Source organism: Affinundibacterium baiyunense (assembly GCF_018139645.1).
GTDB classification, from domain to species: Bacteria; Pseudomonadota; Gammaproteobacteria; order Burkholderiales; family Burkholderiaceae_D; genus Undibacterium; species Undibacterium baiyunense.
In genome coordinates, this window is sequence record NZ_JAGSPM010000004.1 from 43,006 (window position 1) to 68,450 (window position 25,445).

A 25,445-nucleotide genomic window follows, 5' to 3' on the forward strand; every position below is an offset into this window, starting at 1 on the left:
CAAACCCGATATTTTTTCAAGAGCGCTGATCCGCTGGGCCAACCACCTCTCGATATGCATGCCAAGTGGCATGCCCAATAATCGGCATCGCAATAATAAATCCCAGATTCCACGTCATAAATCCTACTACGACAAAACCGACAATCGTTAAGCCCCAAATCATCGTTAGAGGTACGTTCACAAATAATGCGACGATACTGATGATCATCGCAGTAATCGCATCAGTATCTCGGTCTAACATCAAAGGAATCGATACCCAACTAATCGCAAATACAATGCTCGCAAAAATAAAACCAATACAGGCATACACCACCAAAAATTCAAGATTCTCTAAGGAGAATAATTTCGCCAAGAATCCTTCCATCGTTGGCATGCCCTTGTTGTAGAACAAGGCAAAAATAACTAAGGACGCACGTGCCCACACCATCATAATCACGGCTAGCACCACGGCAAAAGTACCAATATTGCTCCAACGACCGCGCATAGAAAATGCGCTGCCCAACATGCCAGAGCGCAAATTCTCAATCCGACGGCTAACATCATACAAACCTAAGGCCAACAGCGGACCTACCAATAAAAAACCACAAGTTAATGCCGACAAATACTGCGGCGCATTGGCTAAAGTGAGTTTTAAAATACCGCCCATGACGGCAAAGCAAACACCATAAAAGAGGCCCGCCATCGGTTCTGCACGAAAATCTTGCCAGCCTAAATAAAGCCAATGAAATGCGCGAAAAGCACCCAAACGCGCAACAGGCGGGAACGCACTCTTCTGATCAATTACCATACGAATATCGGGCGCTGCGCTGTCACCATCGCGCCCGCTTGTTGAATCACTCATAATGTCTCCAGATTTTTTAATTTTTTTGATGTGGTTTGCTAGGGCCTGTTAACATTTAAATTGGGAGTGCGAATGTGGAAAAACGTGCACAGGGCTAGGCGTCAAGGCGCGCGGCAGTGCGAGCACTGTAAGCGACTTGCAACAACGCCATGTGCCCGTTTTTCCCATTCCCGAAGGGTTCAAGCCAAAACGCGCGATGGACAGCGTTGTAGCTCTTGCCGAGGCACCTGCCTCGGCGGCGAACTACGCCTTGCCATCCCACCTTTTGGCTTGAACGCATCTCCCGATTTAAACGTTAACAGGCCCTAGTCCTTGACCAAAATCAAATCACTAGCTGTCATGCTAAGCGAGTTTATATTCATGTCGCAAGCGCCACAGTCGGTTAACATTCGAAATGAACAACACTTTGTAGAAAATTTTGGTGAAATTTCACCCAAACTAGTAGTCCAAAGTTATTTACGGCAAATTTCATGCGGTTCGCGTTATAAAGTAACACTTACGTCGCAGAAATTTTCGAATTGTCGGCAGCTCATCTACACTTCTCGATATCGAGCGAATTCTAATTTTTAACAAGACGCTACTGCACAATTCAACTTTGTTTCTCTCAAATGAAAAATCTCTTGTCTTTATCTACTATTCGTCATTTTCTCAACGAACACAAACGCTCGCTGATTTGGCTAAGCTGCTTTAACACCGGTGTCGCGCTATTCATTACCTTGGTATTACCGACCAAGCAAAGCTTTGCAGTGAATTGGGTGTTCTCGATGTTAATTGGCTATAGCATCAACATCGTCATCGTATTAACACGGTGGATCATTTGGCGTGACAAAAAGCCACATCGCATCGCCTTTTTATTGATGTGTATGGCGGCAGCACCGATCGGTTATTTCATTGGTGGATCGATCGGTATGGTCTTTTATGGTCTGAAAATGCCGAGCTTTGTAACCGTGATGAAAAATGGTGAAGGCATCTTAGTCATTATGAGTATCTTCATCAGCTTATTCGGTGGCGTATTTTTTTGGAACCAATCAAAACTGGCAGAACTAGAAGCAGAACAAGAAAAAGAAAAAGCGCGCATAGCAGCAATCGAACGTCAAGCGATGCAAGCGCAATTGCAGCTACTGCAAGCACAAATCGAACCCCACATGTTATTCAACACGCTCGCCAACTTACAAGGTTTGATCGCCATCGATACACAACGCGCACAACACATGTTGGAGCAGCTGATTCGTTATTTACGCGCGAGTTTAAATTCGTCAAGAATCGAACAAACAACGCTACAACATGAGTTTGATTTACTCGAAGCATATTTAGAATTGCTGGCGATACGTATGGGAAAGCGCTTGCAATATCAAACCAATTTACCAGAGCAGCTAAGGAGACAAGCGATCGCGCCCATGCTATTACAGCCAATCGTTGAGAACGCGATTAAGCACGGCGTAGAGCCTAAAATGGAAGGTGGCAGCATCCATGTTTCTGCCGAGACTGACAGCGAATTCCTGCACATTTATGTGATTGATACAGGTATGGGACTACCTGTAGATTATGATGAAAATAAACCAGCACCACAATCGCAACATCCAAATCAAAGCCATGTCGGTAACGCGAATGTGCGTGAACGTCTGCTAGCGCTGTATGGCCCGCGAGCGTCGTTGACGCTCAGTGCGAATCAACCACAAGGCGTAATCGCTCATTTATGCATTCCCTTATCGACGCAAGTGCATTAACGACACTCCATCAATAAAGACACAGCATTAACAACATTCTTGTTTCATCAAAATCGAATTAATTATCATGACTCAACTACGCGCACTCATCGCTGAAGACGAAAATATTCTAGCCTTAACTTTACAAAAAACACTAGAACGCTTATGGCCTGAACTGGAGATTTGCGGCATCGCAGAAAACGGCGTTGAAGCGGTGAATTTAGCGTTTAAGCATTTTCCTGAAATCGTCTTTCTAGATATAAAAATGCCCGGCAAAACTGGGCTCGAAGTTGCCGAAGAATTGACGGAAGAATGGCCGAGTGACAGGCCTTTCCCGATGATCGTTTTCGTCACGGCGTATGATGAATTTGCGCTGCAGGCATTCGAGCACGAAGCCTGCGACTACGTGTTAAAGCCCATCAGTGACGTTCGCTTTGCAAAGACAGTACAGCGACTACAAAATAAAATCTCGGATCGCTCTGCGCCATCCAATGAGTTAGAAAAAATGATCGCACAGCTAAGCAAATTAAGTCCTGCACTTTTAGGAAATCCGCAAGCATCTGCATCGAATGAACGACTCAGCATGATACGTGCGGCGGTTGGCAATCAAATTCGCATGATCCCAATTGAGGACGTGCTGTTTTTTGAGGCGACCGACAAATACATCAATGTTGTGACAGCGGAACAAGGAAGTCTAATTCGGATGAGCTTACGCGAATTACTGCCGCAACTTGATCCGCAATTATTCTGGCAAATTCACCGCGGCTACATCATCAATACGCGCTACTTACAATATGCGACGCGCGATGAAACTGGAAAGCTGACAGTGCAACTCAAAGGTAGTCAACAAAAACTACAAGTAAGTCGCGTCTATGCGCACTTATTTAAGCAAATGTAGAATAACAATTTTTAGGTAATCACAATGCAAAACATCCGCTGGCAATGCTGCCGCTTTCACGATCTAACAGTCGACCAACTTTATGCGATTTTGCGTGCGCGCTCAGCGGTATTTGTGGTGGAACAAAATTGTCCCTATCTCGATATGGATGATGCTGATCAGAGTTCATTACACTTAATTGCATGGAGCGACGATCAAAAAGTTGCAGCCTATCTGCGCGTTGTTCCACCCGCTGTCAAATATGCAGAAGCTTCACTAGGTCGCGTCATCACGAGCGATTTTGCACGCGGAACAGGTATCGGTAAATCTTTACTAATTCGTGGCATCGCTGCATGCAAAGAAGCGCATCCTGCACATGCGATTCGTATCGGTGCGCAACAATATCTAGAAAAATTTTATCAATCTTTCGGATTTGTGACGGTCTCCGACATGTATCTAGAAGACGATATCCCGCATATCGAAATGCTGCTGATACACGCTTAAGTAATACATGCTTAAGTAAGAGACGTTTAAGTAAAACTCACTTCACGACATAAAAAAAGCTGGTTCTTATTACTAAGAAACCAGCTTCAGTTCGATAAGCTAATAAGCAAGAGTTGCCTTGAGACGAACGCAGCAGACAGGCTAACTCAGCTTAAAATTTGCTACATGCGCTATATGCGCTGTAGACATTAATTATTCAGCAAATTCAGTATCCATCGGCGAATACCAAGCATCTTTTAATACGCCAACTTGCACATCTTTAAATTCAGGACGTGCTGTCATCCATGCTTTTAATGCCTCGCGATCTTCATCGGTAGCGGAACCTGGACCAAAACTGCAAACGAAACCTGAAGTCAGCCAGCCACTCAATGCCAAGTCACGTGGCTCGATCACTTCTTCCAAGAATGTATGAATCAATTGCGCTTCTTCATCGGAAGACAATTCTTTAGTCAAATCAGCTTTGTACTCAAAACCAAATTCTTGAAATTCACCAACGTGCAATTTTTTACGTTGACGAGCATTACGGGATTTTTTTGATGGAATCATAATTTTCTTTTATTGAATTAACATCCCTCACAACATGCGAGGAATCAACAGCTGCGCATTGTAAAGACTATGCCGAAACTACACAAACGCAAATTACCTTTCAATTATCTATAAGACCACGTTCTAGCTTTAAACTGCAGCAACTTATAAAAAAGTAAGGGAGTTTTATAAAAATTTTCCATGCAACTTAAATTGCTCGGTGGCGCGCACCAGTTCCTTTGCAATTCCCGGCTCCATTGCCGCATGGCCAGCGTCATTAATCATGTGCAATTGCGATCCAGGCCAAGCTTGATGCAAACGATAAGCTGACAATGGTGGACAAATCACATCGTAACGCCCCTGTACGATTACCGCAGGTAAATGTCGAATTGTATGAATATTTTTAACCAATTGGTCTTCATCCATAAACGCTGCATTTAACATATAGTGTGCTTCCAAGCGGCCGATTCCTAGACTAACTTCGTCAGATTCAAAGTCTTGTATCGCTTGCGCCTGCGGCTCTAAAAACAAACAAGATCCTTCATAGCGACTCCAATTGCGTGCCGCTTCTTTGTATATCGAAGGTTCTTCATCAAACAAACGCTTCACATAGGCTTGCAATAAATTGCCACGTTCAGAATGCGGCACCGCTTCAGCAAAGCGCTGATGCACTTCTGGATAGAAATGATTCATTCCATTAATGAACCAATCCACTTCCGCCTTAGTACACAAGAAGATGCCGCGCAAAACAAAGCCAAGACAGCGTGCTGGATGCTCTTCACCATAAGCAAGCGCAAGCGTCGAGCCCCATGATCCGCCAAACACCAACCACTGTTCGATACCCAACATCGCGCGAATCTTTTCAATGTCTTCAATTAACAGTGCGGTTGTGTTGTTTCGATACTCACCTAATGGGATCGATTTTCCAGCACCGCGTTGATCGAACAATACAATACGATAATGTGCGGGATCGAAAAATCGTCGATGCATCGGCGAAGTGCCGCCGCCAGGACCACCGTGTAAGAATAAAACCGGCTGTCCAGCTGGATTACCACACTCTTCCCAATACAAAGTATGTATCGCATCCACTTCCAGCATCCCTTGACGATAAGGTTCAATCGGTGGATACATTAAGGTATTTTCTGACATAATTTTTTCAATTTCAAATAAAGAAAACAGGTTTAAACCGATTGAAACAAGCGCCAACTAGCATAGCCTGCAAAGCAACAGAGTATAGAGCCAAGTAAATGCAAAGCACTATGCCCGAAAGCCCATAGCCATTCTCCTTTTTGCAGAAGTTCCATCGCCTCGGCAGAAAAACTAGAAAAGGTGGTTAAGCCACCTAAAAATCCTGTGACGACAAACAGACGCCATTCAGGCGATAGTTGCGGATTGGCAGAAAAAAAACCAACACAAATACCAATCACATAAGCACCACCTAAATTAGCAAGCAAGGTACCCAATGGTAAATTTACCTGCACAGAATTCAGAGTCAGACTCAGTACCCAACGCAAACATGCGCCAATCGCAGCGCCAGCACTAACCGCAATAACCGACAATCCATTCATTGCTCTGATGCTCCCGGTTTATTTTTGCAATTCAGATGAGGACGCATTCCATTTGTGCTTAGCGACACTATCGGACTCGCGTGCATCGACCCATCGTTCGCCTTCTGGAGTTGTTTCTTTCTTCCAAAACGGCGCCTCAGTTTTTAAGTAATCCATCATGAACTCACAAGCAGCAAAAGCTTCACCTCGATGCGCGCTAGCAGCTGCTACCATCACAATTTGATCTTTGGGTTGCAACACACCGACACGATGAATAATCAATACATCAAGCAGATTCCATCGTTGTTGTGCTTGCTCAGCGATTGCCTGCAAGGATTTTTCTGTCATACCTGGATAATGCTCTAACTCCATCGCACTAACAGTTTGTCCATCATTACGATCACGAACAAGTCCAACAAAATTGACCACCGCACCAATCGCTGGATTACTGGATCGCATGATCGCTAACTCATTGCTGACATCAAAGTCACTGGTCTGAACAGAAATTTTCATCAAAGTCAGCCTCCAGTAACAGGCGGGAAAAATGCTAATTCTGCGCCATCTTGCAGCGTGACGTCGCCATTCAGCATTTGTTGATTGCACGCCATTCTCAAGGCCTTGTTCGGCGCTAAGACCTCTGCCCAAACCCCACCGCGTGATATTAGTAAATCACGAACCTGATGCGCACTGACGCTATTGACATCAAGTTCTAATACTTCGCTTCCGCATCCTAATTTTTCTCGCACACTGGCAAAAAACTTCAACTGTATTTTCATTTTATTTTTCTGTTCTAATTTGATGTTTGATTCTCTATTTGATTCTATGTTTAATTTCAGTTTTTCTTTTCAATAACCTGAATGTGTCTCAATAGAGCAATCCATTAAATGGAATAAATTTCACCATGTCGCCATGCGCCACCGTTTGCCCTGCAGCTAAATCAATTAAGCCATCGCCCCACACTGTCGATGTTAGTACACCAGAACTCTGATTTGAAAAAAGTGTTAGGCCACCTTCAGCGTTCATCTTCGCACGTAAAAACTCATTTCGCTTATCTGCTTTTTTCCATTCAAAATCAGCACGCATTAGGTAACTAATCGGCGTAATGTTTTGTATCCCTTGCATACGTAAAATGAATGGACGCACAAAGAGTAAAAACGTCACGAAACTAGACACTGGATTGCCAGGCAATCCGAGGAAAAAAGCTGTGTTTGCCACTTGATTCATTTCTATTGGATTTACTTGTTCAACTTGATCAAGCTGAGCAACACGACGCACCTCGCCAAACGCGAGAGGTTTACCGGGTTTCACTGCAATCTGCCACATATTGATATTGCCTTCAGCCTCGACAGCAGGTCGAATATGATCTTCCTCACCGACCGACACACCGCCCGAAGTAATAATCAAATCATGTTGTTGTGCGGCCTCGCGCAAAGTCGCACGGGTAGCCGCCAAGTTGTCTGGAACGATACCGTAATCAGTTATTTGACAGCCTAAGTTTTGCAATAAGCCAGTGAGTAAAAATCGATTGGAGTTATAAATTGAACCCGGTTTTAAAGGCTCACCCGGCATCGTCAGCTCATCACCAGTAAAAAAAACCGCTACGCGTAAAGCGCGTAACACAGGCAATGTTGCTAAGCCTACCGATGCCGCCAAGCCAAGTTCCTGCGGCCGCAAACGCGTACCGGCTGGCAGAATTTCTGCCCCCTGCTGAATATCTTCACCTTGCCTGCGTATCCACTCGCCTGGTTTTACTTGGTGACGAATAGTCACAAAAGTCTGCTGATCTTGCCCATCGTTGAAGTTTTCAACTTCACATTGTTCTTGCATCACCACCGCATCAGCGCCAGCAGGAATGAAAGCGCCAGTAAAAATACGCGCTGCTGTTCCAGGTTCCAAAGTCTGGCCGACCACACCCGCAGGTATACGTTGCGACACTCTTAAACGCGCGCAGCCACTTTCACAATCTGCCGCGCGCACTGCGTAGCCGTCCATTTGTGTATTGTCCATCGGTGGCGCATACAAGGACGAACGCTGCGCTTGCGCCAGCACGCGACCATTCGCTGCTAATGTTGAAACCTGCTCGATTTCTTGAATTGGACGCACTGCTTGCAATAAAGTTTGCAGCGCTTGTGCGACACTTAACATCGGTTTCTTTTCCATTCTTATTTTTTCTTTATCATGAATTAGTTACTGTCTAGTTTAACACTCTAGATTGCTGCCCTATTGAAGTGTACAAGCATATATCAAACACACTTGATACAAGTCTAATCACGGATACCCGATAACAAAATTGCCTCAGTACTGCAATTTGCATCATAACAGAGCAAGTTTTGCATTTAATTAAACCAAACCTAGGCCAAATAGGGAATAATGAATCGTCGAAAAAATCAGCAATCGTTTTCGAGAGTTTATTCACATTCGAATGCCAAACATAAATTGGAAAAAATGCATAGGCTAGACCTTGAACTGCGTCACTCCCCCATTTTTGGCTCCAGAGCGTCTCTCAATTTCTCATTGAATAAGCTGAAAGTTATTTACGCAATACCACATCAACCCAAGGACAATTTAATCATGGCAAAGAAAAACGAAGAATTAGATGAAGAGACGCTGGCGGTAATTCAATGGTGCATAGAAGTCGAAGGCTATCTTGTAAAGGGCGGCGCTACTCAAGCTCAAGCGCAAGAATTTATCGAAGAAGAAATTGAATTTTTAACCGATCAATTCTATGACGGATTAACTCCCGAAGAAGCTGCAAAAATTGCCCTAAGCGATGAATAAGGACATTGACTAAATGGAACTTGGCGATAAACAAGCGGTCACAAGATCGTCGTTAAAACTACGAAATACTTGGGAGAGCGTATGAAAAAAACACTAATTGCCTGTGCGTTTGCAGGTATCTTCAGTTTGTGGCAATGCATACCAGCACAAGCGCAAATTTTGTCTATACGTGAACAAGCGCGCGTGATTGATGAAAACTTAGCCGACCGCTTTGAAAACTTATTACCAGGTATGATGCAAGAAACTGGCATCGATATGTGGATCGTAATCTCGCGCGAATATAACGAAGATCCCGTCCTCAAGACCATGCTGCCTGCGGAATGGCTAAACGCAAGGCGCCGTACAATTTTAGTGTTTTACCATAACCCACAAACGCGGACAGTGGAGCGTCTTGCAGTTGCGCGCTATGACTTCGGAAAAAATATTAAAGCGGCATGGGACACACAAAAACATCCTGACCAATGGGACGCCTTAGTTAACATTATCAAGCAAAGAAATCCACAAAAGATCGGCATTAATACCTCAATGCATTTTGGCCATGCTGATGGCTTAGATTACACCGAGCACCAAGAGTTGATGCAAAAACTACCAACTGAGTTTAAGTCGCGTACTGTGTCAGCGGAGCCCTTAGCGATTCGTTGGTTAGAAACACGCACTGCACGTGAGATGCAATTCTATCCACAACTGATTAACGCCACCCACAAAATTATTGAAGAAGGCTTCTCTGAAAAAGTCATCACACCGGGTATCACAACAAGCGAAGATGTAGTCTGGTGGTTCCGTCAAAAAATTCGAGATTTAGGATACGATACTTGGTTCCATCCCACCGTAGATATCCAACGAGTTGATCCTAAAACCGAAGGTGCTGAACGTAGCTTTGCAATCAAACCAAAAGCGGATGTGATTTTGCCAGGTGATTTAATCCACGTTGATATCGGCATCACCTATTTACGTCTGCACACCGATATACAACAACATGCCTACATTTTAAAACCAGGCGAGACAGAAATACCGACTTCCATCCAACAAGCGTTTAGCAAAGCGAATCGTCTACAAGATATTTTGACGACGCAATTCAAACTGGGAAAGACAGGTAATCAAATTTTAGCTGGGGCGCTCGCACAAGCGAAGAAAGAGGATATCGCTGCAAGTATTTATTCGCATCCAATTGGCTACCACGGCCATGCCGCAGGACCCGCCATTGGTATGTGGGATAACCAAGGAAATGTCGTTGGCACTGGCGATCAAGCGCTCCGAAAAAATACAGCCTACTCAATTGAACTAAATGCGAGCAGCATGATTCCAGAATGGAAGAAAACGATCCGCATTATGCTAGAAGAAAATGCGTTTTTTGATGGCGAAACAGTGCGGTATATTAATGGACGACAAAAGAAAATTTATCCGATTCCTAGACCATCTTCCTACAATCAATAAAGTAAATCGCCTGCGGGGATAGATCAAAACATACATTGAGATCGCCGAAGCAGTTAACAAACGAAACGCCACTCATATAAATGCAGTGACGTTTTTTTGTTTAGTTAGGAGCATCGCACTGATGCCTAGGAAGTGCAGACTTAGCGATCTTCACGACGATAAGTGATGTGCTCAACGCGAACCAATTGTGCGTCTTCCGCCTCTTTATACGACCATTGTCTAGGCTTAAATTCTGAAGCTGTTTGCTGACGGCTACGATTACTCGAGGTGACCACGATCAAAAACAGTTTCACCAGCATAAAGATCACGAACAAACTCAAAATTAACGGTATCAAGGTGATCAGTAGCGCTAAGCCTATGCACAATACTAAGATTCGTGGCAATGGTGTACGCAGTAATGCTTGTCCAGCTTTATTGCCGACTGTGCGTAGCTCTTGCCACGCTTGGCGTAAAACTGAGTACATGTACTGTTTATTTGAATTTTTCATTTTTCATCCTTGAATTAAACAATCTGAAAGCACCGTCACTGTAAAACAAAGTATCAATTCTTGTTCCAGCTTTCCGACCAAATTGCATTTTTGAGGAATGAATGGCTGAGTGCTTGGGGTAGATGGATTATCAAGGCCAGTCATAGAAAAGCCTACGGTAAAAAAATTCAAAAATCGCCATACGACTAAATCACCACCAATCTTCAAGGTCAGCAAAGACAAACTCAGTCTTAATACCGGTGTTTCGGTACTTGAGCTAGCATTTTTCGCATTTCATCGCATAGCGATGGCAACCAGATGTAAGGACATTTAAAGTTTCATCATCTTCAATAACACACCTATTTTAGGAGCCAATATGCTTCACTCACAAAAAGCCCGCATCTTCTTTAGTACATTAATCCTAACGACTCTTGCATCAGGCAATTGCCTCGCTCAACAATTAGTCAGTACGCAGACACAAACCGTCACCATTCAAGCGAAACGTCTTAGCGCACAAGAAAAAACAACATATGACCAACAGCAGATGAACCTGCAAGCACAACAAGTCATTGTCACCGCAAAACGCTTGAGTGCCGCAGAAAAGCTTGCTTATGACAAAAATCAAGCTCAACAATAGCAATTAAAAATTTTCAAAAATATAAATAACTGATACAAATCTATTACAAATTGTTTGACGCTTAAAGCAAAAATTGATTTACACTTCCCGCTTCACTGCCATTGAATTGGAGTTTGACTATCATGAATACACAACAATTTTCACTCGGTATTGCTCTCATCGCATTCGTCGGGATCGCACAAAGCCAAGAATTCGTGGTGGTACCAACTCAGTCAAATCCGCCGCCAACTTGTCAGGAAAATTGCCCGCCAGAGCAAGCAATGCAGATTGATCGCGGTGGCATGGACAAAGCATCTGTGCATTTGCAAATTCTGCAACAGACTTCACAAAAGTTCATTGAACCTTCCGCGTCAAAGAAAAACAATAACGACGATAAAAAGACACCGAATAAGTCTCAAGACTAATTGTTGCGGTGGATTGAATCCACGCTTTATGTAGCGTCAAGAAGGCCTGTGTTAGCACAGGTCTTTTTTATTTTCCAACGCTAAATTCCTGAATCTAGATCGAAGAGCGATCAATCCGCTTACTTAGGATAATCGAAGTCGAAGTTTGTCTTACTCCCTCCAAACTACCGATCTGGTCTAACAATTTATCAAGCACTTCTGTACTTGCGCAACGCAAAGTCAACATGTAGTCAATTGCGCCACTCACAGCACTTAGGCTTTCAACTTCAGGCAATTGCTGCAAAAATTTAATTAAGGAATTGGCAAATTTAGCGTCAATTGACAATCCTACATAAGCCCGCACAGCAGGCTGATACATAGAAGCATTAAGTTTCAAACCATATCCCGCAATCACTTGACGCTTCTCTAGTGCAGCGATTCTTGCAATCACCGTAGTACGCGCAATTCCCACCAATTTAGCGATCGTCGTGACGGGCAAACGTGCATCGTCCATCAACAAAGCTAAGATCTTATTATCAATTTCATCAAGCACTGGTTTCATTATTTACCTTTGGCTATCCATGCATTTCGACATAAAGAAAATCTTTATCGTCAATTTGTATTATTAATTGGCATTATGACGATAATTTAGTCGCTATTATCTGACATTTCTTGCCTCTATACTATTTCTATTGCAAACAAAGATAAGCAAACGCGTTTTATCTTTCATTTTATCTGGAGACGATTATGGCAACGAAACTGATCTTATTGGGCGCAGGAAAAATTGGCGACGCGATTTTAAATTTGCTTTCTCATACCAATGACTATGTCATCACCGTGGCAGATAAAGATGCGAATCGACTGGACTATGTCAATAAAGAAAACTTCCCAAACGTCACTACCGTATGCGCTGATCTCAATGACCGAGCTGCAGTAGAAAATTTAATTCAAGGACATCAAGTTACCTTATCCGCTTGCCCTTATTTCTTAACACCAATGATCGCCAAGGCAGCGAAAATGGCGCAGTCACATTATTTCGATCTGACAGAAGACGTTGAGAGCACACGCATCGTTAAGCAATTAGCAGTGAATTCGGATAGCGCCTTTGTACCGCAATGTGGTTTAGCACCTGGATTCATTTCTATCGTTGCCAATCACGTCGCACAAAAATTTGATTCGCTACGCGACGTCAGCATGCGTGTTGGGGCACTACCGACTTTTCCAAACAACGCCTTGAAATACAATCTGACTTGGAGCACCGATGGACTGATCAACGAATACTGCAATCCTTGCGAGGCGATTGTCGATGGTCAGTTGCGCGAGACTTCTGCGTTAGAAGAAATTGAACATTTTTCGCTCGATGGAATTGACTACGAAGCCTTTAATACCTCGGGTGGACTCGGCACCTTATGCGAATCACTTGCTGGCAAAGTCGAGAATCTGAACTATAAAACGGTTCGTTACCCTGGACATCGCGATATCGTAAAAATGTTAATTCGTGATTTGGAGTTGGGCAAAATCGGGCGACGTCCAATTTTAAAAGACGTGTTAGAGACATCAATCCCGATGACAAAACAAGATGTCGTATTGGTTTTCGTCAGCGTGGTCGGGATGCGTGCAGGTCGTCTAGAACAAGAATCGTATGCAAAGAAAATCTATGCACAAGAAGTGAATGGGCGCTTGCTATCGGCAATTCAATTAACTACTGCATCAGGGATTTGCGCGATGCTTGATTTGTTAATCGCAAAGAAATTGCCGCAGCGCGGTTTTGTTCGTCAAGAACAAGCGTGTTTTAATGATTTTATGTCGAATCGCTTTGGTCGGTATTACGCTAACTAGCGCGCATGGCAAAGCACGCTAGCGAGATTTAATCGGAACAAATCAAAATATAACTCCTATAAAAAAACTGAAGCTGATGCACAAACATCAGCTTCAGTTTTCGTCATCGCATTCTTTGCTTCATCTAGCGATGAGAAAAGCCATACTTTCAGTAGTTCCCCCACCTTATTCGCTGTCTTTATCAAGTTGTCGTAGATAGGCGAGTTTTTCGGCAATTTTAATTTCCATGCCACGAGGCACAGGCTGGTAAAAACTTACATCCTCTAAACCATCTGGCATATACGTTTCGCCCGCAGCGTAGGCATGTGGTTCATCATGTGCATAGCGATAAAGTTTTCCGTAACCTAATTCTTTCATCAACTTAGTTGGGGCATTACGCAAATGCTCAGGTACGACGCGCGACTTGTCCTTGGCAACCAAAGCGCGTGCTTGTTTGTACGCTAGGTAGATCGCGTTAGATTTAGCCGCGCAAGCCAAGTAAACCACGGCTTCTGCCAACGCAAGCTCTCCTTCTGGAGAACCTAAGCGCTCATATACCTCGGCTGCATCAAGACTAATACGCAAAGCACGTGGGTCCGCCAGACCAATATCCTCACTTGCCATACGAATGATACGCCGTGCTAAATAGCGCGGATCTGTGCCGCCATCCAACATTCTGACCAGCCAATACAAAGCGGCATCAGGATTGGAGCCGCGTACCGATTTATGCAAGGCAGAAATCTGATCATAGAACGCGTCGCCACCTTTATCGAATCGCCGTAACGCATCGCCTAAACATTCTGCGAGTAATTGACTATCAACTTCTAACGATTTTTTTGCCTGCGCAGCGCGGGCTGTTATATCGAGATTATTCAATAGCTTGCGACCATCACCATCAGCGCTGGCGATCAAGCTTTGTTTCGCATCTACTGTGAAGGTCAGGCCATCTAACTCTTGCACGCAGGCCTTCTCCAACATCAAAGCCAAATCATCTTCGGATAAAGACTTTAAGACGTACACCGCAGCACGTGAGAGCAATGCGCTATTAACTTCAAATGAGGGATTCTCGGTAGTGGCGCCGATAAAAGTGAATAAACCACCTTCTACATGCGGCAAGAACGCATCTTGCTGGCTTTTGTTAAATCGATGAACTTCATCAACAAACAAAATGGTCCGACGCTGTGAACTAGCGCGAATAAACTCGGCTCGCTCAACTGCATCACGAATATCTTTCACCCCTGATAACACCGCAGAGAGTGCAATAAATTCCGCGTTGAAGGCTTGCGCCATCAATCGCGCTAAACTAGTTTTACCAACTCCGGGCGGTCCCCACAACAACATCGAATGTGGTTCACCTGATTCGAACGCGACGCGTAAAGGCTTGCCTTCACCCAACAAATGCTGCTGACCAATAACTTCAATCAGACTTTTCGGTCGCAAACGCTCTGCCAGTGGTTGATGTAGCTTTGCCTGCGCTTCTTGCCCTAGGATCATGGACGTAAAACTTCCGCGCCCTGAGGTACCAGGAACTTGAATTGGTCAGCCCCAAAGCTAGGATTCTTCTCAAAATTTTTCAGTGTAACGACAGACAGTTGACCAAAACTATCACGCAACTCCATTCCAACCGGAACCCCGTCTTTCATACCGATACCGATGGTTTCAAACTGACTATCTTTGGTCTTAGGTATTGCCTCCAACCATTCGACGCCCTGCTTCACGCCGACGTCTTTCATCACGAAATTTTTGTCTAAATCAACGCTACCAAATAGAATCGCTGCGGGGCTAGATGCAATTGCATTACCCAAGGATTTGATCGTTACTTGATTGAGATCTTTATCGTAAAGATAAAGCTTGTCGCCATCTGCTTGAAGCACTTGATCGTAGGGCTTCACGTAGGTCCAAATAAACTTGCCAGGACGAGCGAATTTAAATGTTCCTGACGACGTTTTACCCATCTTGGATACACCGTTAACCGTCTTCATCTGTACCTGAACAAACTCACCCTTAGCGGTCTTTGTATTCACCACAAATGCTTTGAACTGTTCAACGCCAGAAGCCTGCGCAATGCTCATTCCAAGTGACAATAAACCGCCAACAATCGCGCCGTAGCACACACTTTTTTTAATGATATTCAAAATAAATCCAATTCTTTATGAAACAGGCTAGAACAATATTTGTCGATTCAACTCGACAATGCACTAACTCCAATATGTAATCTAACGCGGTAACAGCCAAGAAGGCTTACTCAGCGTTACCAACCGGCACCAAAATTTCGCGATTACCGTTCGATTGCATGGTGGATACCACACCGCTCGCTTCCATTTGTTCTAATAAACGTGCTGCGCGGTTATATCCAATTCGCAAATGCCGCTGCACCAAAGAAATCGAAGCACGTCGATTTTTCAAGACGATCGCGACCGCCTGATCATACAAAGCATCCGCCTCACCGCCACCCTCACCAGGAGCAAGTGCATCACCACCTTCTTCGAGCACACCACCTTCAAGAATTCCCTCAATGTAGTTGGGTTCACCTTGTTCTTTCAAATGCTTAACGACACGATGCACTTCTTCGTCAGATACAAATGCGCCATGCACCCGCATCGGCAAACCCGTACCGGGCGGCATGTACAACATATCACCCATACCGAGCAAAGACTCTGCGCCCATTTGATCTAAGATCGTCCGTGAATCGATTTTACTACTCACTTGAAATGCGATACGGGTGGGAATATTCGCCTTAATCAAGCCCGTAATAACATCCACCGAAGGGCGTTGCGTCGCCAAAATCAAATGCAATCCAGCAGCGCGCGCTTTTTGCGCAATACGAGCGATCAATTCCTCAACTTTTTTCCCGACCACCATCATCAAATCAGCTAATTCATCAATGATAATGACGATCGTTGGCAGTTTTTCTAAAGGCTCAGGCGCATCGGGTGTTAGGCTAAATGGATTGGGAATATGCTCTTCGCGTTTCGCTGCCTCAGCAATCTTGGCGTTATAACCAGCCAAGTTACGCACACCCAGTTTCGACATCAACTTGTAGCGTCGTTCCATCTCATTGACCGCCCAATTTAAGGCATGTCCAGCTTGACGCATATCGGTCACCACGGGAGCTAATAAATGCGGAATCCCCTCATACACGGACATTTCCAACATTTTTGGATCAATTAAAATCATACGCACATCATTCGGGTCCGACTTATACAGCAAAGACAAGATGGTCGCATTGATCCCGACTGATTTACCTGAACCCGTTGTACCAGCAACCAACAAATGCGGCATCTTAGCGAGATCAGCAACGACTGGGTGACCAGCAATATCCTTTCCCAAGGCAACCGTCAAATTTGATGCGCTATCGTTATACACTTTAGAACTTAAGATTTCGGTCAAACGAACAATTTGACGTTTAGGATTCGGCAATTCCAATCCCATGTAATTTTTACCGGGGATTGTTTCGACGACACGTATCGATGTCAATGCGAACGAACGCGCTAAGTCGCGGGCTAGACCAACAATCTGACTACCTTTAACGCCGGTTGCAGGTTCGATTTCATAGCGTGTAATCACTGGACCTGGATAAGCCGCAATCACTTTGACTTCAACCCCAAAGTCAGAGAGCTTTTTCTCAATCAAACGGCTGGTGAACTCTAAAGTTTCGACACTCACCGTTTCTTGTGACAACGGTGGTTCATCCAATAAGGACAACGGTGGCAAATTCGTATCAGGCATGTCATTGAAGAGCGACACCTGACGTTCTTTTTCAATTCGCTCAGACTTTTGTACGGCGACAACTTGTGGCTCGATTCGTATTGGTGGCGCTTCAACAATTTTTGCACGTTCTTGAACTACCGAGGTTTCGCGTTTCACCGCGGCGGTTTCACCTAGTTTACGATCTTCGTGATCGGTATATTTTTTTCGTACGAACTCAAAACTTGTTTCAATCAAGGTGCCAGTATTTTCAGCGATTTGCCACCAAGACAAATGAAAATACAGGCTCAAACCTAAAGCAATAATCAATAACAATAATAAGGTAGCACCAGTGAAGCCAAACGCGCTTGCGCTTAAATGTCCAATCAACTCACCTAATACACCACCGTGCACACCTGGCAAGGCAACTTTCATTGAATACAAACGCAATGATTCCAAACCCATGCTACCGATCAAGATAAATACGAAGCCTGCAATTTGAATAATTTTGTCAAAGAAATGTGCATCTTCTTGTGCTGGATGGGATTCGTGATTCAAACGACGATAGCTGCGCCACACTAAACGCAATAAGGCAAATGAGAACCACCAAGCAGAGAATCCAAAAATAAACAAAGCTAAATCGGAAATCCGTGCACCCACGTAGCCGCCTAAATTATGAAATCGATCGACTGTCACCGAACGCGACCAGCCAGGATCAAGTGGCGAGTATGTCGCCATCACCAATATAAAATAGACGGTGAACGCAGCGAACAACATCCAGCGCACTTCGCGTAACAACACAAGTAATCGATTTGGCAGTGGAGTCGCGACGGCCGAGTTTCGATTACGTTGATAAACTTCGTTGGAATTAGACATAGATTTCAAAGTGAACAAGCAGACATGATTGTAGGGCAAAAGTCGGCAATTTAGCTACCTAAGAGCAAAGTCGTTTTGACGAGGATATCGGCATGACACCGATCTATGAGTGCCTATACTTTTGTAACAACTTAGCCACATCCAAGCATAAATAGCTGATACAGCTAACTATGGATAAATGACACACCTTCTCCGACACTTTAATTATTAATTAATCATCACACAATACTGTGGCTATTTCACGGTAGCCATTGCACTAGATCAATCAACAACAAACGCTGAACCACTGCATTCCTTGACCTGAATAAAGTCAAGTCGTCGCAAATCTGGGATAATTCTGTTTTTGATTTTTGCTTTCCTAGCTAAATTGGCGAAAGCAAGCCTTTCGATTCTTTTTACCACTTTCATCGGAACCACTATGTCTACACCAAAATCAACCAAACACGCCCATGTATTGATTCTCGGCTCTGGTCCAGCTGGTTATTCCGCAGCCGTTTATGCTGCGCGCGCTAACTTAAAGCCCGTCTTGATTACAGGTGTCGAACAAGGCGGTCAATTAATGACGACAACCGATGTGGAAAATTGGCCGGCAGATCCAAATGGCGTACAAGGTCCAGAATTAATGCAACGCTTTCTGCAACATGCTGAACGCTTCAATACAGAAATTATTTTTGATTATATCCACACCGCAAAACTGACAGAGAAGCCGATTCGACTAATCGGCGATCAAGGTGAATACACTTGTGATTCCTTGATTATTGCTACAGGTGCATCGGCACAATACCTAGGATTACCATCCGAAGAAGCTTTCATGGGTAAGGGTGTTTCTGCATGCGCAACTTGCGACGGTTTCTTCTATCGCGGTAAAGAAGTCGCGGTCGTTGGTGGCGGCAATACAGCTGTTGAAGAAGCGCTATATTTATCGAATATTGCAAGCAAAGTTACGGTGATTCACCGTCGCGACAAATTCCGTGCAGAAGCAATCTTGATCGACCGCTTAATGGCAAAAGTTGCCGAAGGCAAGGTTGAAGTGAAGTGGAACCATACCTTAGATGAAGTGACTGGTGATGCCTCTGGTGTGACCGGAATCAATATCAAATCGGCTGATGGTGTCGTTACTTCGGTCGCTTTACATGGTGTCTTTATCGCGATTGGTCACAAGCCGAATACAAGTATTTTCGAAGGCCAACTCGACATGAAGAATGGCTACATCATCACCAAAATGGGTAACGAGGGTATGGCTACAGCAACCAACATCCCTGGTGTATTTGCCGCTGGTGACGTGCAAGATCATATCTACCGTCAGGCTATTACAAGCGCGGGCACTGGTTGTATGGCCGCTTTAGATGCGCAACGCTTCTTAGAAGAATAATCTTAGAAGTGAAATAAGGGCGCAATCAAAACAGTGCAGAGAATATTGAGTCACATCCCAATCATCTCTGCGCTTGTTTACTTTGCACTACTCTTCTCGGTATTCAACAAAAATCATATCAGCAAACCACATCATGGCATCATCAATGAAATCATTTGCTGAACTTCAAGACGTTGCAAAGCAACTCAAAGTACAGCAAGAATTACGTGCAAAGGCAGAAGCTGAACGAATTGCACGTGAAAAACAAGCTGCCATCGAAGCCAATATTTTTCGTAGTACAGTCGGCGAAGTTCAAGCCTTAAAGACCGCGGAAAAATTTCACCCTACACCAAAAAAACCACCACCACTTCCGTTCAAACATTTCGAAGATGAACAGAAGGCTTTGCAGGAATCTCTGTCAGACGAATTTGATGCGGGGACATTGCTAGAATCGGATGAGAACTTAAGTTACACTCGACCAGGTGTTGGTATCGATGTCGCAAAAAAATTGCGCCAAGGTGCATGGGTCATACAAGCACAGCTCGATTTACATGGTATGCGACGCGATCAAGCACGCGATAATCTCGGCGAGTTTTTGCGCAAATGCATACGTAGCGGGTTACGCTGCGTACGCATCATTCATGGCAAAGGCTTGGGCTCGGTGAACAAAGAACCGATTCTGAAGAACAAGGTGAGAAACTGGCTAATTCAGAAGGATGAAGTAATTGCTTTTAGCCAGGCAACTGCGGCTGATGGCGGCTCTGGTGCCTTAATTGTTTTATTACGTGCTTCCTAGACTAACACGATGAATACGGCGCCCGCTTCATCAAACAAAGACGCCGTAATATTTTTATAAGGACAAATCCGCCAGTTACACTGCTTCCGCGCCGGTTTCACCAGTACGAATACGAATCACTTGTTCGACATTTTGCACAAAGATTTTTCCATCACCAATTTTTCCGGTGTGTGCTGCTTTGATAATCGCGTCAACTACATCATCGCAAACCTTATCGTCGACAACCACTTCTACTTTTATTTTTGGCAAAAAATCGACCACGTACTCAGCGCCACGGTATAACTCTGTATGCCCTTTCTGACGTCCAAACCCTTTAACTTCCGTTACAGTTAATCCAGTCACACCGACTTCCGCCAGACCCTCACGAACCTCGTCTAACTTAAATGGTTTAATGATCGCAGTAATTTGTTTCATGCTTTCCTCACAGATTGACTCATATTTTAATCACGGAACTTCGAAGTAATGGGATAACGCCAATCGCGACCAAAAGCGCGATGTGTAATCCGAATTCCTACTGGTGCCTGACGTCGTTTATATTCATTAATTTTAATCAAACGCGTGATGCGTTCAACATCGGCTTCGCTGTACCCCGCCGCCACAATCTCAGCTCGTGACTGATTTTCTTCCATATAAGCTTGCATAATACCGTCAAGAATATCGTAAGGCGGTAAAGAATCCTGATCCTTTTGATCTGGCCTTAATTCAGCGGATGGTGGTCGCGTGATGATTCTCTCGGGAATAATATCGCCAATCGAATTTCTATAGGCACAGAGTCGATAAACCATGGTTTTGGCAACATCTTTAATCACTGCAAAACCGCCCGCCATATCACCATACAAAGTGCAATAACCGACCGCCATTTCGCTCTTATTGCCAGTAGTCAACACAATAGAACCGTATTTATTCGACATCGCCATCAAGATGGTGCCACGAATTCTCGCTTGAATATTTTCTTCGGTGGTGTCTTCTTTCAGACCCGCAAACTCTTTGCTCAGTGTATTGTTAAATGCAGCAAAACACTCGTTAATAGAAATTTCATCGTAACGCACACCAATCCGCTTAACCATATCACGTGAATCCAACCACGAAATGTCTGCAGTGTATGGCGAAGGCATCATCACGGCACGAACCTTGTCGGCACCCAAAGCATCTACCGCAATTGCCAAGGTTAATGCAGAATCGACACCGCCGGAAAACCCTATCAGCACACTAGGAAATCCATTTTTTGTTACGTAATCATGTACCCCCAATACCAAAGCATAATAAATCTGCGCTTCGACTGGTAAGTTCTCTAGCACCTGCCCCATCTGCGGCACACCATTTACAAAATCAAGGATTTGCAAATCAGCTTCGCAATGTTTTAACTGTGAACAAAGCTCGCCCTGCTGATTTAGCACGAAAGAATTACCATCAAAGATCAACTCATCTTGGCCACCGACCAAGTTTGCGTAAACCAAACTCATGCCAAGTGAACTAATATTTTTACGCATCACTTCGACACGATATTCGCTCTTATTCACGTGAAATGGCGATGCATTCGGTGCCAGCAAGACCTGAGCGCCAGCAGCGCGCGCCAACTGCGGCGCATCACCACTCCAAACATCTTCGCAAATATTGATACCAAAACGGGTTCCTTTTACCTCGAATACCAGCGCTTCATCGCCTGTCGCGAAATAGCGCTTTTCATCAAATACCGCATCATTCGGCAACGCGTGTTTTAGGTAAGTATGGATCACCGCACCATTCAGCAAAACGGAAATCGCGTTATAGTGATACGCATCTCGCTCTAATGGATGGCCAACCAATACGTAAATATTGTGAAATTGCTGTAAGTCTTGTGCTAACTTTTGTAAAGCAACTTGCGTTTGCTGATAAAACGCTGATCGCAGCAATAAATCCTCTGGCGGGTAACCAACTAAGGAAAGTTCCGGTGTTACCACGATATCAGCAGACTGAGCAGCAGCACGGCTTACATAATCACATATTTGCCGAGCATTGCCGGCAAGATCGCCAACAATGCTATTCATTTGAGCAATCGCAACTTTTACTGTATTTGCTGTCATAAGATTTAAGGCAATAAACAATGAATTCTGAAGTATCACATTATCGCATGCGCTTGCACGATTCTCTATCGGAGATTGGGCAGGTCAATTGGGACGAATTATTAAAACGCCAAGCAAAGCCGAATCCGTTTTTATCCTATGCCTTTTTGCACGCACTACACGAATCGGGTTCCGCTTCCAACCAAACCGGATGGACGCCGCGCTTCATCGGTCTGTGGGACAATCAAAAACTCGTAGCGGCAATGCCTTTGTATGAGAAAACGCATTCGTATGGCGAGTATGTGTTTGACTGGGCTTGGGCAAATGCCTATCACCAACACGGTGTCGCCTACTACCCCAAACTTTTATCAGCAATTCCTTTTACACCAATCGAAGGAAGCCGTTTATTCGCTAGCGACGAAAAAGCACAAACGGTACTCATAAAAAATTTACAAGCATTAGCACAAAGTGGTCTGTATTCCTCTTGCCATTTGCTGTTCACAACAGAAGCAGAAATCGATGTGCTACAACAAGCAGGCTTCATGACACGACAAGGTGTGCAGTTTCATTGGGAAAATCAAAATTATCGAGATTTTGATGATTTCCTAATGCATCTTGATGCAAAAAAACGTAAAAATATTCGCGCGGAACGTCGCAAAGTACAGGAAGCAAATATACAGTTTGAACACCGATGTGGCCCAGATATCTCACACCAAGATTGGGAATTCTTCAAACAATGCTATGACAAAACCTATGCAGAGCATCATTCTTCCCCATATTTAAACTTGGATTTTTTCCTGCGTATTGGGCAAACCATGCCTGAACACCTGTACTTGATAATTGCCACAAAAGACAATCAAAGAATCGCCGCAGCACTATTTATCTATGACAGTCACACAATTTATGGACGCTATTGGGGCTGCCTGGAATATCATCCCTGTCTCCATTTCGAAACCGCTTATTACCAAGCCTTAGATTTCTGCATCGCCGAAAAGATCCAAACCTTCGAAGGCGGTGCACAAGGCGAGCACAAATTAGCGCGCGGCTTTCTGCCACGTAAGACATTTTCTGCACACTACCTAAATGAACCGGCGTTTGCCAATGCAGTTGCCAACTTTTTGCAACGAGAGCAAGGTGGCATTGAGAACTACGTTGATGAATTAAACGAACACTCGCCATTTAAGTAGTAATAATCACGCTTCAAAGTGGTATCAAAACCTCTTTTTTATAACACAACTATTTTTGCAACATTTTTTGACAAATATGGATTTCATTTACATGTAAAGCAATCAAATCCTTTAGAATGTACAGGCTTAAAAAATCATCTAACAAGATGATTAAAACGATTTAATTCAAGGTTTTCGTCCGTATGATTCAACATATCCATGCCAGTAACCCAGCCACTCCAGGCAAATCACCGATGCGCAGAATCGGGCGCTTCACTGTAACTGATAAGCTTGGCAGTGGTTCAAACGGCAATGTTTTGCTGGGTCATGATCCGATCATCGATCGTGCAGTTGCAATCAAAATCTTAAACAATCCAGTTGGCGCAACCGACAAGAAGCAACGAGAACAACAATTTATCAACGAAGCGCGCGCGGCTGGTCGTTTGTCTCACCCAAATATCGTCACTATTTATGACGCATCGACAGAAGGCGGCACAACTTTTATCGCGATGGAGTTTTTACAAGGGAAAGACTTAAGAGAATTAATGGCAAGTGGAAAGCGCTTTGATGTGCTTGAAGTAGCCAGCATTGCCTACAAAATCGCTGGGGCATTGGCGTTTGCACATAATCAAGGCGTGATTCATCGGGACATCAAGCCAGCCAATATTTTTATTGTTGAAAATAACCAACCCAAAGTTGTCGATTTCGGTATCGCTCGCGTCCCAAATCGGGTATTGGATGACAATGGTCAGCCACAAACTTTGTTCAAAGGCACCATCATGGGAACGCCTAACTATATGTCCCCAGAACAAGCATTAAGCCAGCCAGTCACGGCATTAACCGATGTCTATTCGCTCGGTGCAGTCATGTACGAAATGCTTACTGGCCAAAAGCCTTTCTCAGCTTCAGACTTTGATAAATTGCTCTACAACATCACACACAAGTCACCAAAATCGCCGGATCTACTCAATCCCGATGTACCAGAAAAACTGGCACACATCGTCATGAAAGCGATGCAAAAGAAGACCCATCGTCGTTACAAAAGTGCAGCGGAAATGGCGCTTGCACTGAATAAATTCCTATCCAGCGAAAAACGTGCGCGTCGCCAGTCTTCTTCTGGCAAAGAAGACAACTCGGCGTCAACATCAGGATTATTCTCCGGTAAAAGTAATTTATTCTGGCTAGGCTGGGGAAGCTTTATTATTGCTGCGATCTTGGCTGCACTGGCCTTCAAGTCGCGCTGATCTGCTTGCCAAGTCAGGATGTCTTTGTGCGTTGGATTCTGACGAAAATCATCGCATAGAACAAAATTATCCATAATAAAAAAGGTAGCCGTAGCTACCTTTTTTATTGCTTCATTCCATTAAGCCTGAGACTTATTGTAGTTTTCTACGCCACTCAAGATCTCAGCACGGGCATCGTCTGTACCGCCCCAACCATCAATTTTGACCCATTTACCTGGCTCTAAATCTTTGTAATGCTCAAAGAAATGCTGAATTTGATTCAAACGCAAGACGTTTAAGTCTTCTGGCTTTTGCCAGTGTTGATAGATCGGCAAAATTTTATCGATAGGTACTGCTAAAACTTTACCGTCCGCGCCTGCTTCGTCATGCATATTCAAAATACCGATAGGACGGCAACGCACGACAACGCCTGGGATCAATGGAAATGGAGTGATTACCAACACATCAACTGGATCGCCATCGCCAGAAATTGTGTTTGGAACGTAACCGTAGTTACATGGATAATGCATTGAAGTACCCATAAAGCGATCTACAAAAATCGCGCCGCTTTCTTTGTCTACTTCATACTTGATCGGATCGGCATTCATAGGAATTTCAATAATGACGTTGAAGTCATTCGGCAAATCTCGACCGGCAGATACTTTATTTAAACTCATAAGACACTTTCAGGTTAAATCCAACACTATCACTAAACAATAACGGAATTATAGCGATATTTAAGCGCACTTGGTGCATCGCAGCAGAATTTCTACATGCGGCAAGTGAT

27 protein-coding genes are annotated in these 25,445 nt (G+C 44.1%); 12 read left to right on the plus strand and 15 right to left on the minus strand.

Going from position 1 to position 25,445, the window contains the following annotated elements; genetic code table 11:
- Positions 1-16 precede the first annotated feature (16 nt).
- Positions 17-841: a DUF2189 domain-containing protein gene (locus KDM92_RS07780; protein ID WP_212683823.1), complete on the minus strand. Its 825-nt coding sequence runs from the start codon at positions 839-841 to the stop codon at positions 17-19.
- Positions 842-1,449: 608 nt separating this feature from the next.
- Between KDM92_RS07780 and KDM92_RS07785 the strand changes: the two genes are divergently transcribed.
- The 3 genes from KDM92_RS07785 (at position 1,450) to KDM92_RS07795 (ending at position 3,928) form a co-directional block, all read left to right on the plus strand.
- Entirely contained in the window at positions 1,450-2,568 is a 1,119-nt protein-coding gene (locus KDM92_RS07785) for a sensor histidine kinase (RefSeq protein WP_212683824.1), read from the plus strand.
- A gap of 67 nt (positions 2,569-2,635) precedes the next feature.
- Positions 2,636-3,445, plus strand: a complete 810-nt coding sequence (locus KDM92_RS07790) for a LytR/AlgR family response regulator transcription factor (protein ID WP_212683825.1) — start codon at positions 2,636-2,638, stop codon at positions 3,443-3,445.
- Positions 3,446-3,469: 24 nt separating this feature from the next.
- Entirely contained in the window at positions 3,470-3,928 is a 459-nt protein-coding gene (locus tag KDM92_RS07795; RefSeq protein WP_212683826.1) for a GNAT family N-acetyltransferase, read from the plus strand.
- Positions 3,929-4,120: 192 nt separating this feature from the next.
- Here the strand turns inward: KDM92_RS07795 and KDM92_RS07800 are convergent, their stop codons facing one another.
- The 6 genes from KDM92_RS07800 to KDM92_RS07825 form a co-directional block, all read right to left on the minus strand.
- The gene (locus KDM92_RS07800) at positions 4,121-4,474 is read right to left on the minus strand and encodes a YggL 50S ribosome-binding family protein (protein ID WP_229827063.1); all 354 of its coding nucleotides are present in this window, start codon (positions 4,472-4,474) and stop codon (positions 4,121-4,123) included.
- A gap of 165 nt (positions 4,475-4,639) precedes the next feature.
- A complete protein-coding gene (gene pip / locus KDM92_RS07805) occupies positions 4,640-5,602 on the minus strand; it encodes a prolyl aminopeptidase (protein ID WP_212683827.1) in 963 nt (320 codons plus the stop codon).
- Positions 5,603-5,634: 32 nt separating this feature from the next.
- A complete protein-coding gene (crcB, locus tag KDM92_RS07810; protein ID WP_212683828.1) occupies positions 5,635-6,021 on the minus strand; it encodes a fluoride efflux transporter CrcB in 387 nt (128 codons plus the stop codon).
- A gap of 18 nt (positions 6,022-6,039) precedes the next feature.
- Entirely contained in the window at positions 6,040-6,513 is a 474-nt protein-coding gene (moaE, locus tag KDM92_RS07815; protein ID WP_212683829.1) for a molybdopterin synthase catalytic subunit MoaE, read from the minus strand.
- 5 nt (positions 6,514-6,518) lie between these two features.
- Complete coding sequence (locus KDM92_RS07820; protein ID WP_212683830.1) at positions 6,519-6,776, minus strand: MoaD/ThiS family protein; 258 nt, start codon at positions 6,774-6,776, stop codon at positions 6,519-6,521.
- 88 nt (positions 6,777-6,864) lie between these two features.
- Positions 6,865-8,160 (minus strand): molybdopterin molybdotransferase MoeA, encoded by a 1,296-nt coding sequence (locus tag KDM92_RS07825; RefSeq protein WP_230408236.1) that lies wholly within the window; start codon positions 8,158-8,160, stop codon positions 6,865-6,867.
- Between the two features lie 411 nt (positions 8,161-8,571).
- Here KDM92_RS07825 and KDM92_RS07830 point away from each other — a divergent pair, with 411 nt between their 5' ends.
- Positions 8,572-8,778, plus strand: coding sequence for a hypothetical protein (locus KDM92_RS07830; RefSeq protein WP_212683831.1), 207 nt, complete (start codon positions 8,572-8,574; stop codon positions 8,776-8,778).
- An 81-nt stretch (positions 8,779-8,859) separates the two neighbouring features.
- Complete coding sequence (locus KDM92_RS07835) at positions 8,860-10,212, plus strand: M24 family metallopeptidase (protein WP_212683832.1); 1,353 nt, start codon at positions 8,860-8,862, stop codon at positions 10,210-10,212.
- Between the two features lie 140 nt (positions 10,213-10,352).
- Here KDM92_RS07835 and KDM92_RS07840 read toward each other — a convergent pair whose 3' ends face one another.
- Positions 10,353-10,700 (minus strand): hypothetical protein, encoded by a 348-nt coding sequence (locus KDM92_RS07840; protein WP_212683833.1) that lies wholly within the window; start codon positions 10,698-10,700, stop codon positions 10,353-10,355.
- Positions 10,701-11,055: 355 nt separating this feature from the next.
- Here KDM92_RS07840 and KDM92_RS07845 point away from each other — a divergent pair, with 355 nt between their 5' ends.
- Complete coding sequence (locus KDM92_RS07845) at positions 11,056-11,316, plus strand: hypothetical protein (protein ID WP_212683834.1); 261 nt, start codon at positions 11,056-11,058, stop codon at positions 11,314-11,316.
- A gap of 122 nt (positions 11,317-11,438) precedes the next feature.
- A complete protein-coding gene (locus KDM92_RS07850; protein WP_189344754.1) occupies positions 11,439-11,720 on the plus strand; it encodes a hypothetical protein in 282 nt (93 codons plus the stop codon).
- Between the two features lie 94 nt (positions 11,721-11,814).
- Here KDM92_RS07850 and KDM92_RS07855 read toward each other — a convergent pair whose 3' ends face one another.
- Positions 11,815-12,261: an Lrp/AsnC family transcriptional regulator gene (locus tag KDM92_RS07855; RefSeq protein WP_212683835.1), complete on the minus strand. Its 447-nt coding sequence runs from the start codon at positions 12,259-12,261 to the stop codon at positions 11,815-11,817.
- Positions 12,262-12,446: 185 nt separating this feature from the next.
- Between KDM92_RS07855 and KDM92_RS07860 the strand changes: the two genes are divergently transcribed.
- Entirely contained in the window at positions 12,447-13,538 is a 1,092-nt protein-coding gene (locus tag KDM92_RS07860; RefSeq protein ID WP_212683836.1) for a saccharopine dehydrogenase family protein, read from the plus strand.
- A gap of 165 nt (positions 13,539-13,703) precedes the next feature.
- Here the strand turns inward: KDM92_RS07860 and KDM92_RS07865 are convergent, their stop codons facing one another.
- From KDM92_RS07865 to KDM92_RS07875, 3 genes are all read right to left on the minus strand, one after another.
- A complete protein-coding gene (locus tag KDM92_RS07865; RefSeq protein WP_212683837.1) occupies positions 13,704-15,011 on the minus strand; it encodes a replication-associated recombination protein A in 1,308 nt (435 codons plus the stop codon).
- A complete protein-coding gene (gene lolA / locus KDM92_RS07870; RefSeq protein WP_268972790.1) occupies positions 15,008-15,652 on the minus strand; it encodes an outer membrane lipoprotein chaperone LolA in 645 nt (214 codons plus the stop codon). The genes KDM92_RS07865 and lolA overlap by 4 nt, the downstream gene beginning before the upstream one ends.
- 106 nt (positions 15,653-15,758) lie before the next feature.
- Complete coding sequence (locus KDM92_RS07875) at positions 15,759-18,080, minus strand: DNA translocase FtsK (RefSeq protein ID WP_212683838.1); 2,322 nt, start codon at positions 18,078-18,080, stop codon at positions 15,759-15,761.
- Positions 18,081-18,498: 418 nt separating this feature from the next.
- Between KDM92_RS07875 and trxB the strand changes: the two genes are divergently transcribed.
- Positions 18,499-19,452, plus strand: a complete 954-nt coding sequence (gene trxB / locus KDM92_RS07880; RefSeq protein WP_212683839.1) for a thioredoxin-disulfide reductase — start codon at positions 18,499-18,501, stop codon at positions 19,450-19,452.
- A gap of 133 nt (positions 19,453-19,585) precedes the next feature.
- Complete coding sequence (locus KDM92_RS07885; RefSeq protein WP_212683840.1) at positions 19,586-20,227, plus strand: Smr/MutS family protein; 642 nt, start codon at positions 19,586-19,588, stop codon at positions 20,225-20,227.
- 75 nt (positions 20,228-20,302) lie between these two features.
- Here the strand turns inward: KDM92_RS07885 and KDM92_RS07890 are convergent, their stop codons facing one another.
- Positions 20,303-20,641 carry a P-II family nitrogen regulator gene (locus KDM92_RS07890; RefSeq protein ID WP_189344761.1) on the minus strand — a complete coding sequence of 113 codons (339 nt, stop codon included), beginning with the start codon at positions 20,639-20,641 and terminating at the stop codon, positions 20,303-20,305.
- A 26-nt stretch (positions 20,642-20,667) separates the two neighbouring features.
- A complete protein-coding gene (locus KDM92_RS07895) occupies positions 20,668-22,290 on the minus strand; it encodes an NAD+ synthase (RefSeq protein ID WP_212683841.1) in 1,623 nt (540 codons plus the stop codon).
- A 20-nt stretch (positions 22,291-22,310) separates the two neighbouring features.
- On the opposite strand from KDM92_RS07895, the gene KDM92_RS07900 reads away from it, so the two are divergent.
- Both KDM92_RS07900 and KDM92_RS07905 read left to right on the plus strand, forming a co-directional pair.
- Positions 22,311-23,456 carry a GNAT family N-acetyltransferase gene (locus KDM92_RS07900; RefSeq protein WP_212683842.1) on the plus strand — a complete coding sequence of 382 codons (1,146 nt, stop codon included), beginning with the start codon at positions 22,311-22,313 and terminating at the stop codon, positions 23,454-23,456.
- Positions 23,457-23,638: 182 nt separating this feature from the next.
- Entirely contained in the window at positions 23,639-24,679 is a 1,041-nt protein-coding gene (locus KDM92_RS07905) for a serine/threonine protein kinase (protein WP_230408237.1), read from the plus strand.
- 119 nt (positions 24,680-24,798) lie between these two features.
- Here KDM92_RS07905 and ppa read toward each other — a convergent pair whose 3' ends face one another.
- Positions 24,799-25,335, minus strand: a complete 537-nt coding sequence (gene ppa / locus KDM92_RS07910; protein ID WP_212683843.1) for an inorganic diphosphatase — start codon at positions 25,333-25,335, stop codon at positions 24,799-24,801.
- Between the last annotated feature and the right edge of the window lie 110 nt (positions 25,336-25,445).